The sequence below is a fragment of the Dyella sp. genome, assembly GCF_036746095.1.
Classification (GTDB): domain Bacteria; phylum Pseudomonadota; class Gammaproteobacteria; order Xanthomonadales; family Rhodanobacteraceae; genus Dyella_B.
The window spans coordinates 30932-45626 of the sequence record NZ_DAIOEU010000037.1 but is presented as its reverse complement, the minus strand read 5'-3'; the positions used below and the strand labels follow the sequence as shown (position 1 = coordinate 45626).

At 61.9% G+C, this 14695-nt stretch carries 13 protein-coding genes; 7 read left to right on the top strand and 6 right to left on the bottom strand.

The window, feature by feature from the left end; translation table 11 throughout:
• Together V7M64_RS14845 and gluQRS are read right to left on the bottom strand one after the other, a co-directional pair.
• The coding region (locus V7M64_RS14845) for an SDR family NAD(P)-dependent oxidoreductase (RefSeq protein ID WP_333680104.1) at positions 1–362 on the bottom strand (362 nt) is incomplete at its 3' end.
• Positions 363–500: 138 nt separating this feature from the next.
• Positions 501–1367, bottom strand: coding sequence for a tRNA glutamyl-Q(34) synthetase GluQRS (gene gluQRS / locus V7M64_RS14840; RefSeq protein WP_333680103.1), 867 nt, complete (start codon positions 1365–1367; stop codon positions 501–503).
• 128 nt (positions 1368–1495) lie between these two features.
• Between gluQRS and htpX the strand changes: the two genes are divergently transcribed.
• Positions 1496–2389 carry a protease HtpX gene (gene htpX, locus V7M64_RS14835; protein WP_333680101.1) on the top strand — a complete coding sequence of 298 codons (894 nt, stop codon included), beginning with the start codon at positions 1496–1498 and terminating at the stop codon, positions 2387–2389.
• A gap of 174 nt (positions 2390–2563) precedes the next feature.
• Positions 2564–4432 carry a molecular chaperone HtpG gene (gene htpG / locus V7M64_RS14830; protein WP_333680099.1) on the top strand — a complete coding sequence of 623 codons (1869 nt, stop codon included), beginning with the start codon at positions 2564–2566 and terminating at the stop codon, positions 4430–4432.
• Between the two features lie 155 nt (positions 4433–4587).
• Here the strand turns inward: htpG and V7M64_RS14825 are convergent, their stop codons facing one another.
• The gene (locus V7M64_RS14825; RefSeq protein WP_333680098.1) at positions 4588–5199 is read right to left on the bottom strand and encodes a trimeric intracellular cation channel family protein; all 612 of its coding nucleotides are present in this window, start codon (positions 5197–5199) and stop codon (positions 4588–4590) included.
• A gap of 90 nt (positions 5200–5289) precedes the next feature.
• Here V7M64_RS14825 and V7M64_RS14820 point away from each other — a divergent pair, with 90 nt between their 5' ends.
• On the top strand, positions 5290–5694 hold the full coding sequence (locus V7M64_RS14820; RefSeq protein WP_333680097.1) for an RNA-binding S4 domain-containing protein: 405 nt from the start codon (positions 5290–5292) through the stop codon (positions 5692–5694).
• 104 nt (positions 5695–5798) lie between these two features.
• Positions 5799–6347 (top strand): response regulator, encoded by a 549-nt coding sequence (locus tag V7M64_RS14815; protein ID WP_333680096.1) that lies wholly within the window; start codon positions 5799–5801, stop codon positions 6345–6347.
• A 110-nt stretch (positions 6348–6457) separates the two neighbouring features.
• Here V7M64_RS14815 and katG read toward each other — a convergent pair whose 3' ends face one another.
• Together katG and V7M64_RS14805 are read right to left on the bottom strand one after the other, a co-directional pair.
• Positions 6458–8692, bottom strand: a complete 2235-nt coding sequence (katG, locus tag V7M64_RS14810; protein WP_333680095.1) for a catalase/peroxidase HPI — start codon at positions 8690–8692, stop codon at positions 6458–6460.
• Positions 8693–8881: 189 nt separating this feature from the next.
• Positions 8882–9511: a TetR/AcrR family transcriptional regulator gene (locus V7M64_RS14805; protein WP_333680094.1), complete on the bottom strand. Its 630-nt coding sequence runs from the start codon at positions 9509–9511 to the stop codon at positions 8882–8884.
• Between the two features lie 101 nt (positions 9512–9612).
• On the opposite strand from V7M64_RS14805, the gene V7M64_RS14800 reads away from it, so the two are divergent.
• Complete coding sequence (locus tag V7M64_RS14800; RefSeq protein ID WP_333680092.1) at positions 9613–10248, top strand: glutathione S-transferase family protein; 636 nt, start codon at positions 9613–9615, stop codon at positions 10246–10248.
• 76 nt (positions 10249–10324) lie between these two features.
• Here V7M64_RS14800 and mutS read toward each other — a convergent pair whose 3' ends face one another.
• Entirely contained in the window at positions 10325–12901 is a 2577-nt protein-coding gene (gene mutS / locus V7M64_RS14795; RefSeq protein WP_333680091.1) for a DNA mismatch repair protein MutS, read from the bottom strand.
• A 68-nt stretch (positions 12902–12969) separates the two neighbouring features.
• On the opposite strand from mutS, the gene V7M64_RS14790 reads away from it, so the two are divergent.
• Entirely contained in the window at positions 12970–13479 is a 510-nt protein-coding gene (locus tag V7M64_RS14790; RefSeq protein ID WP_333680090.1) for a CinA family protein, read from the top strand.
• A 179-nt stretch (positions 13480–13658) separates the two neighbouring features.
• Positions 13659–14693 carry a recombinase RecA gene (gene recA, locus V7M64_RS14785; RefSeq protein ID WP_333680105.1) on the top strand — a complete coding sequence of 345 codons (1035 nt, stop codon included), beginning with the start codon at positions 13659–13661 and terminating at the stop codon, positions 14691–14693.
• The last annotated feature ends 2 nt before the right edge of the window (positions 14694–14695 follow it).

Sequence of the window (14695 nt, the reverse complement as noted above, 5' to 3'; positions counted from 1 at the left end):
GGGCGGGTGACGTTGAAGCAGGCGTTGAGGTTGGTGTTCACCACGTCCATCCACTGCTGGTAGCTCATCTTGTGGAAGGTGGTGTCGCGGGTGATGCCGGCGTTGTTGACCAGGATCTCCACTTGTCCAACTTTGTGATGGATCGCGTTGACCATGTTCTCGCAGGAGACCGGATCGGCGACGTCACCGGGCACCATGGCGACGTCGATGCCGTCCTGGGCCATGGCCTTGCGCCATGCCTCGGCCTTGGCTTCGTCGCGGTAGTTCGTGACAACTTTGTGTCCCTGTTTGGCCAGGTAGCGCACGATCGCGGTACCAATGCCGCCAGTGCCGCCTGTGACGAGAGCCGTACGCTGGGTCATGCCTGTTCTCCTTGTAATGTCTGCGTAATGAAGTACCGCGCAACGCGCGCGAACCCGTTGAGGTTATACGCAGACCTCATGAAGGCATAGCAGTTCTTGACGGCACGCCGAAGCTGCGCATCGGTTCGTTATACAAGGTTAAGCAGCGCGATGGTCGCTGCATTGCGTCAATCGACGCGGATCGAAATGTTCGAGTGCTGCGCCCAGCAAATCGGATGGATGGAGGGCTGTTTCCTCGGCCGTCACGCCCAGAAACGCGAGCGCGCGACGCAGGGCGGGCATCGGGTCGAAGGGATCGACTTCGCGTGAGCGTTCCGACTTCGACAATTTGCGCCCTTCGCTGTCCAGTACCAGTGGCAAATGCAAGTAACGCGGTGTCGACAAACCCAGGCAGCGTTGCAACCAGATCTGACGCGGCGTGGAATCGAGCAAATCGTTGCCGCGTACCACCTGGGTGATGCCTTGCCAGGCATCGTCGACCACGCAGGCCAACTGGTAAGAGTAGAAACCTTCCACACGGCGGATCACGAAGTCGCCCACGCTTTCACGCAAGTGTTGCTGCTGCGGGCCTTGCAGTTCATCGACGAAGTGGATGGTTTCATCTGCAACTCGTGCGCGCCAGGCCGGTTCGCGATGGGGATCGGGCCCGGCGATGCAGCGGCCGTCACGATGGATGCCGCCCGCCGCCGCCAAGTCGCTGCGGCTGCACCAGCACGGAAATGCCAGGCCAGCCTGCCGCAATTGCTCGAAAGCGGCTTCGTACGCGCCGATGCGGGAAGACTGATAGATGGCGGGTTCGTCCGCGGCCAGGCCGAACGCGGGCAGGGCGGCAAGGATCGCCGCAGCCGAACCGGGCGCTTCACGCGGCGGGTCGATGTCTTCCATGCGCACCAGCCACTGGCCGCCTTCGTGGCGCGCACACAGCCAGCTTCCCACCGCGGCGACCAGGGAGCCTGCGTGCAAGAGACCGGTGGGGGAGGGAGCGAAGCGTCCGCGATAGCTCATCGCGTCATTCTACGAAAGCTGACCGGCCTCTCGGCGGTGGGTACCTAACTCTTGAAAAACGGAGGTTTAGCCAGAATCTCCGGTGCCAGTTACCATCACATATTCGGAAGAACTCTTTAGGGACGACTATGCGCCGCATCGCACTTTTCCTTCTCACCAACATCGCGGTCCTGCTGCTGCTCAGCATCGTCTGCCGCGTGTTCGGCATCGATCAGTGGGCAGCCATGCGCGGCTACGGCGGGATGGGCGGGCTGCTTGCCTATGCGGGGGTCTTTGGCATGGGCGGCGCGTTCATTTCGCTGGCCATGTCCAAGTGGATGGCCAAGATGAGCACCGGCGCACGGGTGATCGAGCAGCCGCAGAACGAGGCTGAGCGCTGGCTGGTCGACACGGTGCGCCGCCACGCGCAGAACGCCGGCATCGGCATGCCCGAGGTGGCGATCTACGACGCGCCGGAAATGAACGCATTCGCCACCGGCATGAGCAAGAACCATGCGCTGGTCGCGGTGAGTACCGGGCTTCTGCAGCAGATGGACCGCGAGCAGGTCGCCGCCGTGCTGGGTCACGAGATCGGCCACGTCGCCAACGGCGACATGGTCACGCTCACCTTGATCCAGGGCGTGCTCAACACGCTGGTGATCGTCGCCGCGCGTATCGTCGGCCGCCTGGTGGATAGCTGGCTTTCCGGCGGCCGCGACAATCGTGAAGGCACCGGCATCGGCTACTTCGTCTCGGTGATGGTGCTGCAGCTGGTGTTCGGGCTGTTCGCCTCGATGATCGTGATGGCCTTTTCGCGCTGGCGCGAATTCCGTGCCGACGCCGCCGGCGCCAAGCTGGCCGGCCGTGGTGCGATGATCTCGGCGTTGCAGCGCCTGCAGCTCAACCATGGCGAAAGCACCCTGCCCAAGACGATGGCTGCCTTCGGCATTTCCGGTCCGTTGGCGCAGGGGCTGCAGCGCCTGTTCATGAGCCACCCGCCGCTGGATGAGCGCATCGCGGCGTTGCAGAAGCAAATGATGTAATGGGTTTTCCCCCTCCCGCCGGGGGGGCAGGGTGAGGGGAATCTTGCGATACCGCCGGGTTCAGAGCGTCGATTCGTTGAAGTCCGGGGGTAAATCTTCATTCCTCACCCACTTCTCTCCCCGAGAGAGCTACCTTTGTCCTTCTTCGTAACCTGACCAACCTTCAACGACACCATGACCACGACAGCCGAAACCCGCAAATTCGAAGCCGAAGTCGCTCAGGTGCTGCACCTGGTGACGCACTCGCTGTACTCGCACAAGGAAATCTTCCTGCGCGAGCTGATCTCCAACGCATCGGATGCTTGCGACAAGCTCCGTTTCGAATCCATCGGCAAGCCCGAGTTGCTCGCCGGCGATGCCGAGCTGCATATCGACGTAAGCTGGGATGCCGACAAGCGCACCGTTACCGTGCGCGATAACGGTGTCGGCATGAGCCGGGACGAAATCGTCGCCAACCTAGGCACCATCGCCAGCTCCGGCACGCGCCGTTTCCTGGAGGCGATGAGCGCGGAACAAAAAAGCGATGCGCGCCTGATCGGCCAGTTCGGCGTGGGCTTCTATTCGTCCTTCGTGGTGGCCGACAAGGTCACCGTGCTCAGCCGCCGCGCCGGCCTTCCGGCCAGCGAGGGCGTGAAGTGGGAGAGCGATGGCAAGGGCGAATACCTGCTGGAACAGATCGAGCTGCCCGAACGCGGCACGGCGATCGTGCTGCACTTGAAGGCTGACGAGGATGATTTCCTCAAGCGCTGGGAACTGCGTTCGCTGATTACCCGCTACTCCGACCACGTCGCGTTCCCGATCCGGCTGCCGGTGGAAAAGGAAGACAAACCCACCGACGAGTGGGAAACCGTAAATGCCGCTTCGGCGCTCTGGACCAAGCCCAAGAGCGAAATCGGCGACGAGGAATACCAGAACTTCTACAAGTCGCTCGGCCACGATTTCAACGATGCGCTGGCCTGGACGCACAACCGCGTCGAAGGCAACCAGAGCTACATCACCCTGCTTTATCTTCCATCGCAGCCGCCGTTCGAGCTGATGATGGGAGGCCGCGATGAGCGCAAGGGGCTGAAGCTCTACATCAAGCGCGTCTTCATCATGGACGCGGCCGAGCAATTGCTGCCTAACTACCTGCGTTTCGTGCGCGGCGTGGTCGATGCCGATGATCTGCCGCTCAACGTGAGTCGCGAAATCCTTCAGCATAACCGCCAGCTGGAGCGCATCAAGGCCGCCTGCGTGAAGCGCGTGCTGGACCTGATCGAAAAACTTGCGAAGGACGAGCCGGAGAAATTCACGACCTTCTACAAGGCGTTCGGAAATACGCTCAAGGAAGGCATCGTGGAAGACCATGCCAATCGCGAGCGCATCGCCAAGCTGCTGCGCTTTGCCTCCACCAAGGGCGAAGGCAGCACGCAGAACGTGTCGCTGGACGATTACATCGGCCGCATGCCGGTGAGCCAGGACACCATCTGGTACATCACCGCCGACAGCCACGCCGCTGCTTCCGGCAGCCCGCAGTTGGAAGCGTTCAAGGCCAAGGACGTCGAAGTGCTGCTGATGTCCGATCGCATCGACGAATGGATGCTGGGCAGCTTGAACGAGTACAGCGGCAAGAAACTGCGCAACGTCGCAAAGGGCGAGCTGCCGCTGGATGAAGAAGCGAAGAAGCAGCAGGAAGAAGCCAGCAAGGCGGCCGAGCCGTTGTTGAAGAAGCTGAAGGATCTGCTCGGCGATCGCGTTGGCGACGTGAAGGTATCCGCGCGCCTTACCGATTCCCCGTCCTGCCTGGCCCTGTCCGACTACGAGATGGCCCCGCACTTGGCGCGCCTGTTGCGCGAGGCCGGCCACGACATGCCTTCCAGCAAGCCGGCGCTGGAGATCAATCCGCAACATGCGTTGCTCAAGCGAGTGGAAAGCGAAAGCGACGAAGGCAAGGCGAAGGACCTGGCCAATCTGCTGCTGGAACAGGCGGAGATTGCTGCGGGTGCGCCGTTGCCTGATCCGGCAGCGTTCGTGCAGCGCTTGAATCGCGTGTTGCTGGGTTGAGGGAAGTCCCTCCATCCAAAGCACGGATGGAGGAGCGGTAACACGGAGCCGCTTAACCCCCGTGGCCGTCATTCCCGCGAAAGCGGGAATCCATGTTCAAGGATGCATCAGATCAAAATGGATTCCCGCTTTCGCGGGAATGACGGCCATGGGAGCTATACCGCGATGAGGTGCAAGCGCGGCAAGTGCATACCCCATGCAACCGCCAGCAGACGCATCAACAAAATCACCAGTACGCCGACGCTTACCGCTATGCCGCGCGGCGCCCCGAGCTTCTGCAAAACCACATACGCCACGATCCCGACAATCGCCGCCGTCGCATACAGATCCTGCTGAAAGATCAATGGCACCCGCGCGCTCATCACGTCGCGCAACATGCCGCCGGCGGTGCCGGTCACGGTTCCCATCAACACGACGATGAGCCACGACAATCCCGTCGCTTCGGCAATTTGCGCACCGCTGATCGCAAACAGCGCCAGCCCCAGGGCATCCGCTACCAGAAAGCTACGGCCTGGCGGCGGAAAGAACGCGAGATAGACCATGGTCAACGCGGCCGCGGCCAGAATCACCAGCAGATAGCGCACATCTTTCACCCAGAAAATCGGCTGGCGATTGAGCAGTACATCACGTAATGTGCCGCCGCCGATCGCCGTAAGCGCGGCCAGCGCAAGGCCACCGAGCAGATCCATGCCGGCGCGCGCTGCCACCAGCACCCCGCTCACCGCAAACACGGCTACGCCAACCAGGTCCAGCAGATAGAGCAACATGCGGATCCCCCATGCGAATCAGGCTTGCCTTGGCATCCTGGCGTGCCCACTTACCCTGCATCCGCCAGGCCGTACACCGATAATGCCACCATGAAACACGCACCCGATGAAACCCCTGCCGAAGTCCGCGCCGACGTCTGGCTATGGGCCTCACGTATGTACAAGACGCGCAGCCTGGCCAAGCAGGCGATCGATGGCGGCAAGGTCGATGTGAACGGTGCGGGCTGCAAGCCTTCCAAGGCCCTGCACGTTGGCGACACCGTGCGCCTGACGCGTGGCGAGGAGCGGCTGGAACTGGAAATACTGACGCTGGCCGAGCTGCGCGGACCGGCCAGCGCGGCCCAGACGCTCTACCGCGAAACCGAGGCCAGCCGGCTTGCCCGCGAGCAGGCCCGCGAGCTGCGCCGTCTGAGCGGAGCCGGGTTGAATCGTCCGCCGACCCGGCCGAACAAGCAGGAACGTCGAGAACTGCGACGGCTTAAGGATTTTCCCTGAGCAGCACATCTCAGAAATCCCCGCCCATCTGCGTGATGATCTTTTCGCCAACGCAGGCAACCCGGGAGAGGTTGCCGCGATACGCGATTCAAGGGGGAAGCCAAATGAGCGGTATCGATTTCTTCAAGCGGTTGCTGGGCGGTCACGCACCGGAAGGCGCACATCGCGGGCATCTCGTGCAAGCCGCGAAGGGACTGCGCACGCTGGTGGTGGACGATTCGCCGACCATTCGCGCGGTACTCGGCAAGATGCTCGAGCAGGAAGGCTACGGCGTGCAGAAGGCTGTCGATGGCGAGAGCGCCCTCGAGCTGGCCAAAACCGAGCAGCCGGAACTGATTTTCCTGGACGTGGTGCTGCCGGGCATCAATGGCTTCGCCGTGCTGCGTGCATTGCGCCATGATCCGCTGACGCAGCATATTCCGATCGTGATGATCAGCGGCAATCAGCAAGCCACCGAGCAGTTCTACGTGCAGCGCTTCGGCGCCGACGACTTCATCAGGAAACCGTTTGGCCTGGGCGAAGTGCAGCAATCCATCGATCAACTGGTGCGTGCCGAACGCTTGCCGGCACGTGTGTCGACGCCGCCCATGGTTATCGCAACCGTCACGCCTTACGAAGAACTGCCCAGCACGCTTTCGGGCATGGCCGCCTGACTCCATTCGTTCCCAGCGGTAACCGCCTGACTTCAGACGGAAACGCCGCAGCGTGAAAACGCTGCGGCGCTTTTTTTTCAGGAGGGGATTGTCATCCCAGCCCGCCTTGCTCACGCCAGATCGAAACGATCCAAATTCATCACCTTGTTCCAGACTGCCACGAAGTCGCGGACAAACTTCTCTTGCGCGTCGGAGCTTGCATAGACCTCGGCCAAGGCGCGCAACTGCGAGTTCGAACCGAAAACGAGATCGACGCGCGTTGCCGTCCACTTGAGCTCGCCGGTCGTGCGATCGCGTCCTTCAAACACGTCCTGTGCGCGTGACGCGGGCTTCCACGTCGTGCCCATGTCCAGCAGGTTGACGAAGAAATCATTGCTCAAGGTTCCCGGCCGCTTGGTGAAAACGCCATGCCGCGTATGCCCGAAGTTGGTATCCAGCGCACGCATGCCGCCAACCAGCACAGTCATCTCCGGCGCGGTCAGCGTCAGCAGTTGCGCCTTGTCGAGCAGCAGCACTTCGGCCGGAACGGAGAACGCGCCCTTGAGGTAATTGCGGAAGCCATCCGCCACCGGTTCGAGCACGGCGAACGACTCGACGTCGGTTTGTTCCTGCGAGGTGTCCGTGCGTCCCGGTGCAAAAGGAACCGTCACATGTACGCCGACATTTTTCGCAGCCTCCTCGATGCTTGCGCAGCCACCCAGCACGATCAGGTCAGCGAGTGACACCCGCTTGCCAGCGGATGACGTGCTGTTGAAAGCCTGCTGGATGCCTTCGAGTATCTTGAGCACCTTCGACAGCTGCTCGGGCTGGATGGCCTGCCAATCCTTCTGCGGGGCGAGGCGAATGCGCGCACCGTTGGCACCGCCGCGCTTGTCGGAGCCGCGGAACGTCGATGCCGACGCCCACGCGGTGGAAACCAGTTCCGAAATGGTGAGGCCCGAAGCCCGCAGTTTGGCCTTGAGCGCTGCGACGTCCTGTTCGTCGATCAGCGTGTGATCGACCGCGGGAACCGGGTCTTGCCAAATCAGTTCTTCAGCCGGCACTTCCGGACCGAGATAGCGCGCACGCGGACCCATGTCGCGATGCGTGAGCTTGAACCACGCCCGCGCGAACGCATCGGCGAATTCGTCTGGATTCTCAAGGAAGCGCCGCGAAATTTTCTCGTACGCCGGATCGAAGCGCAGGGCGAGATCGGTGGTGAGCATCGATGGTGCATGGCGCTTGGAACGATCATGCGCATCCGGCACTGTCCCGGCGCCTGCGCCACCCTTCGGTGTCCATTGGTGTGCGCCAGCGGGACTCTTGGTGAGCTCCCACTCGTAGCCGAAGAGGTTCCAGAAGAAGTTGTTGCTCCACTTGGTCGGCGAGCTGGTCCAGGTCACTTCCAGGCCACTGGTAATGGCATCGGCGCCCTTGCCGGAGCCGAAGCTGTTCTTCCAGCCCAGGCCCATTTCTTCGATGCCGGCCGCTTCCGGTTCGGGGCCGACATGCGTTGCCGGGCCGGCGCCGTGGGTCTTGCCGAACGTATGGCCGCCTGCAATCAAGGCGACGGTCTCTTCGTCGTTCATGGCCATGCGTGCGAAGGTCTCGCGGATGTCTTTCGCAGCCGCGAGCGGATCGGGATTGCCTTCCGGACCTTCCGGGTTTACGTAAATCAGGCCCATCTGCACGGCGGCGAGCGGATTTTCGAGCTCACGCTCACCGCTGTAGCGCTTGTCGCCACCGAGCCAGGTGGTCTCGGTGCCCCAGTAGACGTCTTCTTCCGGTTCCCACACGTCCTGGCGGCCACCGCCGAAGCCGAACGTTTTGAACCCCATCGATTCCAACGCCACGTTGCCGGCAAGAACCATCAGGTCGGCCCAGGAGATGTTGCGCCCGTATTTTTGCTTGATCGGCCACAGCAATCGACGCGCCTTATCCAGATTGCCGTTGTCGGGCCAGCTGTTGAGCGGCGCGAAACGCTGCTGCCCGGCACCGGCGCCGCCACGGCCGTCACCAGTGCGATAGGTGCCGGCGCTGTGCCAGGCCATGCGAATGAACAAGGGACCGTAATGGCCGAAGTCAGCCGGCCACCAGTCTTGCGAATCGGTCATCAGCGCATGCAGGTCGTGCTTCAACGCTTGCAGGTCGATGCCTTGGAAGGCAGCGGCGTAGTCGAAGTCCCGGTCCATCGGATCGGACAAGGAGGAATGCTGATGCAGGAGCTTGAGGTTCAGCTGATTCGGCCACCAATCGCGGTTGGTCGTACCGCCGGTCGCGTGATGGAAAGGGCACTTTGATGCGCTCGGTGCGGCGGACCCTGCCGTCTCGGCAGTGGGAGTGACGGTGTTGACGTCTTCATTCATGGCTGAAGTCCTTTCGGTGGGAAGGGGGCTGGCGTCGGCTGGCTTGCAGGCCAATCTACGTGGACCTGCTCCTCACGTGAATTGAATTGTTCCGATCCATTTCATAGGCGTGGGCTATGGCAGGGCCGTAGCGACAGTACCGAGCGGCCACGCGTTGATGGCCGGAATGAGAGTCAGCCCGATGACAACTCAATCAGATGACGAACCGATCAGTTCCAACGCCAGGTTGCGCGCTGCACGTCGCACTTCGTCGGCGAATGCAGGATTGTCGACGGTGCGTGCCAGCACCATGCCGCCGACGCAAAGAGCCGTGACGGCCAGGCTGCGTTGGCGTGCACTGCTGTCGGCTCCCGTATCCAATCCATGTTCCAGCATGCTGACCATGTTCTCCACCAAGCATCGATAGGCTTGCCGCACACGCGGTCCTGCGCGAGCGGTGTCGGAAGGCAGGGCGATCATCGGACACTGGTTTTCGATATCTTCCAGATGCGCGGTGGACAGATAGGCCTCGATGACCTGGCGCGCAAATGCTTCGCCACGGGCTGAGGGATCGAACCGTATGCCTTTCCAGTGCTCGGCAGGATCGATGTGCATAAATGTTGATATTGCTTCGGCGTAGAGATCTTCTTTGGCTTTGAAGTGATTGTAGAAGCCGCCGCGTGTGAGGCCGGCATGCTGCATGATTTCGTCGATCGAGACTTCTTCGAAGCCGCGTCGATTAAACAATTCCCGCGCGCACTCCACGATGCGCTGGCGGGTCTTTTGCTTGTGTTCGGCGCTCAGTGGCATGGGGGCGGGCAGGGTGGTTGAGGCGGCCAAAGCCTACTGCGAAAGCAAAATATGTTCTTGAACATATGTAAGGCACTGACAAACTGTGGATGCCTGGCGGTTACCCGCCTCCAACCGAGCAGAGTGAGGTCATGACCATGAAGCTGTACTACGCAGAGACGATGAATCCGCGTAAGGCGTGCGCTGTGGCGAAATATCTAGGTTCGCCAGTCGAGTATGTGCGGGTAGATCTAGGCAAAGGCGAGCACCGCAAGCCCGAATTCCTTGCGCTGAATCCTAACGGCAAGGTGCCGCTGCTGATCGATGGCGGCCTGCAACTGTGGGAGAGCACAGCCATCATGGCTCATCTGGCAGTGAAGGCTGGCTCCGATTTATGGCCCTCCGAGGCCACTCGCCAAGTAGAAGTGCTGCGCTGGCTGTCGTGGGATATCAGTCATTTTTCTCGCCATGGCGGTACGTTGTATTTCGAGCACCACATCAAGCCATTCCTGGGTCTGGGGGAAGTGAATGCTGCCGCTGTGGAGGAAGCCACCAACTTCTATAAGCGTTTTGCCAGCGTACTCGACGCGCATCTGGCACAGCACGAGTATCTGGTCGGCGAGAAGCTGAGCATCGCTGACTTTGGCGTGGGCGTCTTGCTGCCATGGGCCAAGGAAGCCCGCCTGCCGGTGGATGAGTTTGCCAACGTCATGCGCTGGCACAACCAGTTGATGGCTTTGCCAGCGTGGCGTGAACCCTTTCCGGCGCCGCTTCCCGCCGCAGCCTGAGTGCTACGCAGTAGAAGGCAGTCTGATGAAGCCTGCATCCGCAACCGCGCCGCAAAGAGTCCGCGGCGCGGTTCGTTCAGGCCAAGGCTTTTAGCCGATACAGAACGTCCAACGCTTCGCGCGGCGTTAGTACGTCCGGATCAACGTCCTTGAGGGCGCGTTCGGCGGCGGAAGGCTCGGGCGGTGCAAACAGCCCCAGTTGTGGCGACGGTTCGTGTTGCAGTGACGGCTTCGCGGCAGGGCCGTGCATGCCGTTTTCCAGCTGCGCCAGCGTCTTGCGTGCATCGGCGATCACCGATTTAGGCAGGCCGGCCAGGGCTGCGACTTGCAAACCGAAACTACGATTGGCGGGGCCCTCTTTCACGGCATGCATGAAGACCAGTTGGTCGCCGTATTCGACAGCATCGAGGTGCACATTGGCGATGCTGGGATATTCGATCGCAAGCTCGGTCAATTCGAAGTAATGCGTGGCAAACAGCGTGTAGGCTTTGCTGCTGGCAGCCAGATGCACGGCAGCAGCGCGTGCAAGCGCCAGGCCATCGTACGTACTGGTGCCCCGGCCCACTTCGTCCATCAGCACCAGGCTTTGCGGCGTGGCGTTGTGCAGGATGTTCGCCGTTTCGCTCATTTCCACCATGAAGGTGGATTGGCCGCGTGAAAGATCGTCGCCGGCGCCGATGCGGGTGAAGATGCGATCGATCGGGCCGATCACCGCGCGCGACGCGGGAACATAGCTGCCGATATGCGCCAGCAGCACGATCAATGCGTTCTGGCGCATGTAGGTGGATTTACCGCCCATGTTCGGGCCGGTGATCACCAGCATGCGGCGGTGGTCATCCAGCACCAGATCGTTCGGCTCGAACGGCTCGTCGCGTACTTTTTCCACCACCGGATGACGGCCGCGCTCGATCAGCAGGCCAGGTTCATCGGTGAGTTCCGGTGCGCTCCAGTCCAACGCTTCGGCACGCTCGGCCAAGGTGCACAGCACGTCGAGTTCGGCCATGGAGGCGGCGGCGTGCTTGAGCGGCTCGAGTTGCTCGGTGAGCGTGTCGAGCAGCGCTTCATACAGCGCACGTTCGCGCATCAGCGAACGTTCCTTGGCGGAGAGCACTTTGTCTTCGAAGGTTTTGAGTTCTTCCGTGATGTAGCGTTCGGCGTTCTTGGTGGTTTGCCGGCGCGTGTAATGCGTAGGTGCCTTGTCCGACTGGGCTTTGCTGATTTCGATGTAGTAACCGTGTACGCGGTTGTAGCCGACCTTCAGCGTGGGAATGCCGCTGGCGGCTTTTTCACGCTCTTCAAGTTCCACCAGGTATTGGTCGGCGTGCGTGGCGAGGCGGCGCAGTTCATCCAACTCGGCGTCATAACCATCCCCGACGACGCCGCCGTCGCGCAGCAGCACGGGTGGTTGCTCGACGATGGCGCGCTGGAGGAGTTCAGCCGTAGCGGCATGATCGCCGATGCCTTCGACCAAGCTGTGCAGCAGCGGGCTGTCCACGCTGGCGATCGATGCACGCAATGCGGGGGCGGCGGACAAGCCATCGCGCAGCGTAGAAAGATCGCGTGGACGCGCCGAACGCAAAGCAACCCGCGCGAGAATGCGCTCGAGATCGCCGATGCCTTGCAGTTGATCGCGCAGCCCTTCGTGGCGATGTGTTTCGATCAGGGCACCTATCGCCTGATGTCGACGACGAAGCACATCGCGCGAACGCAACGGGCGATTGAGCCAGCGGCGCATCAAGCGCGCGCCCATCGGCGTTACCGTTTCGTCGAGCACACCGAGCAGGCTGTGTTCGATGCGCCCGCTCGGATGCGTATCCAATTCCAGATTGCGGCGTGTGGCGGCATCGAGTGCAATCGTTTCGCTGGCACTTTCGACGGCCATCCCGGAAAGATGCGGCAGTGCGCTCTTTTGTGTTTCTTCCACGTAGCCGAGCAAGCAGCCCGCCGCAGCGATCGCCATCGGCAAGTTGTCGACACCGAAGCCACCGAGATCCCGCGTGCCGAAGAAGCGGTTGAGTTCCCGCCGCGATGCTTCGCCATCGAAATGCCACGGCGGCCGCTTGCGCAAGCCGGGCAGGGCGCTGACCAGCTTCGGCCACGCCACATCTTCACCGACCAGCGTTTCGGCCGGTTGCAGCCGCGCCAATTCCGCGGCGAGCGCTTCGGCGTTCGACACCTCGCTGAGCAGGAAACGGCCGCTGGCAAGATCGACCCATGCGAGGCCGTAACTGCCATGCGGGCCTGCCGCGATCGCCAGCAGCAGATTGTCGCGCCGCTCTTCCAGCAGCGCCGCATCCGTCACCGTGCCTGGCGTGACGATGCGCACCACCTTGCGCTCCACCGGGCCCTTCGCGAGTGCCGGATCGCCGATCTGCTCGCAGATCGCTACGGATTCGCCCAACCGCACCAGCTTGGCCAGATAATTTTCAACCGCGTGATACGGCACGCCTGCCATCGGAATCGGCTGCCCCGCCGATTGCCCACGCTGCGTGAGCGTGATATCCAGCAGACGCGCAGCCTTGCGCGCGTCCTCGTAGAACAGCTCGTAGAAATCGCCCATGCGGAAGAACAGCAGCACATCCGGATGCGCTGCCTTGGCTGCGAGGTACTGGCGCATCAGCGGGGTGTGCAGCGAAAGTTCGTCCTGATTCATGCGGTCAAGTCTTGGCGTCGTAGGGCTAGGCGAGTACAACAGGGCGTTTGCAAGACGCGGAGTTTCGCATGGAGTCGTCATCTGTTCCTACTGACGCCGATCTGGCAATGCTGGCCACGTACATCGCCGGCGCCATGCAGCAACACAAACGGATGCTGGCCTCCGCCGAATCCTGCACTGGCGGCTGGATCGCCAAGGCGCTCACCGATCTGTCCGGCAGCTCCGCCTGGTTCGAGGCCGGCGTGGTCAGCTATAGCAACGAAGCCAAGATGTCGCTGCTGGGCGTCAAGCGGGAAACGCTCGAGCGTACCGGTGCGGTGAGCGAGGCGACGGTGCTGGAAATGGTGTCTGGTGCGCTGGAGCGCTTGCATGCCGCCGTGGCGGTGGCGGTTACGGGCATTGCCGGACCTGCTGGCGGTACGCCGGAGAAACCGGTCGGCACGGTGTGGATAGGCTGGCAGCAACGCGGCGGTGCAGCACATGCCCAACGCTTTCATTTCGCAGGTGATCGCGAGGCCATACGGCGGCAGACCGTGGCGGCGGCTCTCGAAGGCGTGCTGGCGATACTTACGGATTGAGCAGAAATTAACCAGCGGTCCGGCGCTTGACCGATGTGGGATACTCAAGAACGCTCTAACCCATTCTGCGTAGACGCCTGGGCAGAATGGGTTAGAGCATCCTTCCTGCATCCCAGCCCGTGAGACGACCACGCGGCATCATGCTCGCCACGACCACTTTGAACAGCGGAATCAAGACGATGGATGACAACAAGCGCAAAGCGCTCGCTTCGGCCCTCGGCCAGATCGAGAAGCAATTCGGCAAAGGCGCGGTGATGCGCTTGGGCGACCGCACCGACGACAATATTGAAACCGTCTCCACCGGATCGCTGGGCCTGGACATTGCCCTTGGCGTCGGCGGCTTGCCGCGTGGCCGCGTGGTCGAAATCTACGGTCCGGAATCTTCGGGTAAGACCACCCTCACCCTGCAGGTAATCGCCAACTGCCAGAAGAACGGCGGTACCGCCGCATTCGTCGACGCCGAGCATGCGCTCGACCCCATCTACGCGCAGAAGCTGGGTGTGAATATCGAGGATCTGCTGGTGTCGCAGCCCGACACCGGCGAGCAGGCGCTGGAAATCGCCGACATGCTGGTGCGCTCCGGCGCTGTGGACGTGGTGGTGGTCGACTCGGTCGCCGCACTCACGCCCAAGGCCGAAATCGAAGGCGAGATGGGCGACTCCCACGTCGGCCTGCACGCCCGCCTGATGAGCCAGGCGCTGCGCAAACTCACCGCCAACATCAAGAAATCCAACTGCCTGGTGATCTTCATCAACCAGATCCGCATGAAGATCGGCGTGATGTTCGGCAGCCCCGAGACCACTACCGGCGGTAACGCGTTGAAGTTCTACGCCTCCGTGCGACTGGACATCCGCCGCATCGGGGCGGTGAAGAAGGGCGAGGAAGTGATCGGCTCCGAAACGCGCGTGAAGGTGGTGAAGAACAAGGTGGCGCCGCCGTTCCGCCAGGCCGAGTTCGAGATCCTGTACGGCGAGGGTACCTCGCGCGAAGGCGAGATCATCGAGCTTGGCGTGGCGCAGAACCTGATCGAAAAATCCGGCGCATGGTACAGCTACAAGGGCGACCGCATCGGCCAGGGCAAGGAAAATGTGCGTCAGTTCCTGCGGGACAATCCGAAGATCGCCGATGAGGTCGATCGCGAACTGCGCGCACGCCTGTTGGTGAGTACCGGTGGCGCCGTGGCTGCTTCCGAAGAAGCGGTAGAGGAAGCTTGACG

Excerpts from the sequence above, each read along its gene's own strand:
- V7M64_RS14820 (WP_333680097.1), top strand. The coding sequence starts at position 5,290 with ATGAAACACGCACCCGATGAAACCCCTGCCGAAGTCCGCGCCGACGTC.
- V7M64_RS14800 (WP_333680092.1), top strand. The coding sequence starts at position 9,613 with ATGACCATGAAGCTGTACTACGCAGAGACGATGAATCCGCGTAAGGCG.
- V7M64_RS14815 (WP_333680096.1), top strand. The coding sequence starts at position 5,799 with ATGAGCGGTATCGATTTCTTCAAGCGGTTGCTGGGCGGTCACGCACCG.
- katG (WP_333680095.1), bottom strand. The coding sequence starts at position 8,692 with ATGAATGAAGACGTCAACACCGTCACTCCCACTGCCGAGACGGCAGGG.
- htpG (WP_333680099.1), top strand. The coding sequence starts at position 2,564 with ATGACCACGACAGCCGAAACCCGCAAATTCGAAGCCGAAGTCGCTCAG.
- htpX (WP_333680101.1), top strand. The coding sequence starts at position 1,496 with ATGCGCCGCATCGCACTTTTCCTTCTCACCAACATCGCGGTCCTGCTG.
- mutS (WP_333680091.1), bottom strand. The coding sequence starts at position 12,901 with ATGAATCAGGACGAACTTTCGCTGCACACCCCGCTGATGCGCCAGTAC.
- gluQRS (WP_333680103.1), bottom strand. The coding sequence starts at position 1,367 with ATGAGCTATCGCGGACGCTTCGCTCCCTCCCCCACCGGTCTCTTGCAC.
- V7M64_RS14790 (WP_333680090.1), top strand. The coding sequence starts at position 12,970 with ATGGAGTCGTCATCTGTTCCTACTGACGCCGATCTGGCAATGCTGGCC.
- recA (WP_333680105.1), top strand. The coding sequence starts at position 13,659 with ATGGATGACAACAAGCGCAAAGCGCTCGCTTCGGCCCTCGGCCAGATC.
- V7M64_RS14825 (WP_333680098.1), bottom strand. The coding sequence starts at position 5,199 with ATGTTGCTCTATCTGCTGGACCTGGTTGGCGTAGCCGTGTTTGCGGTG.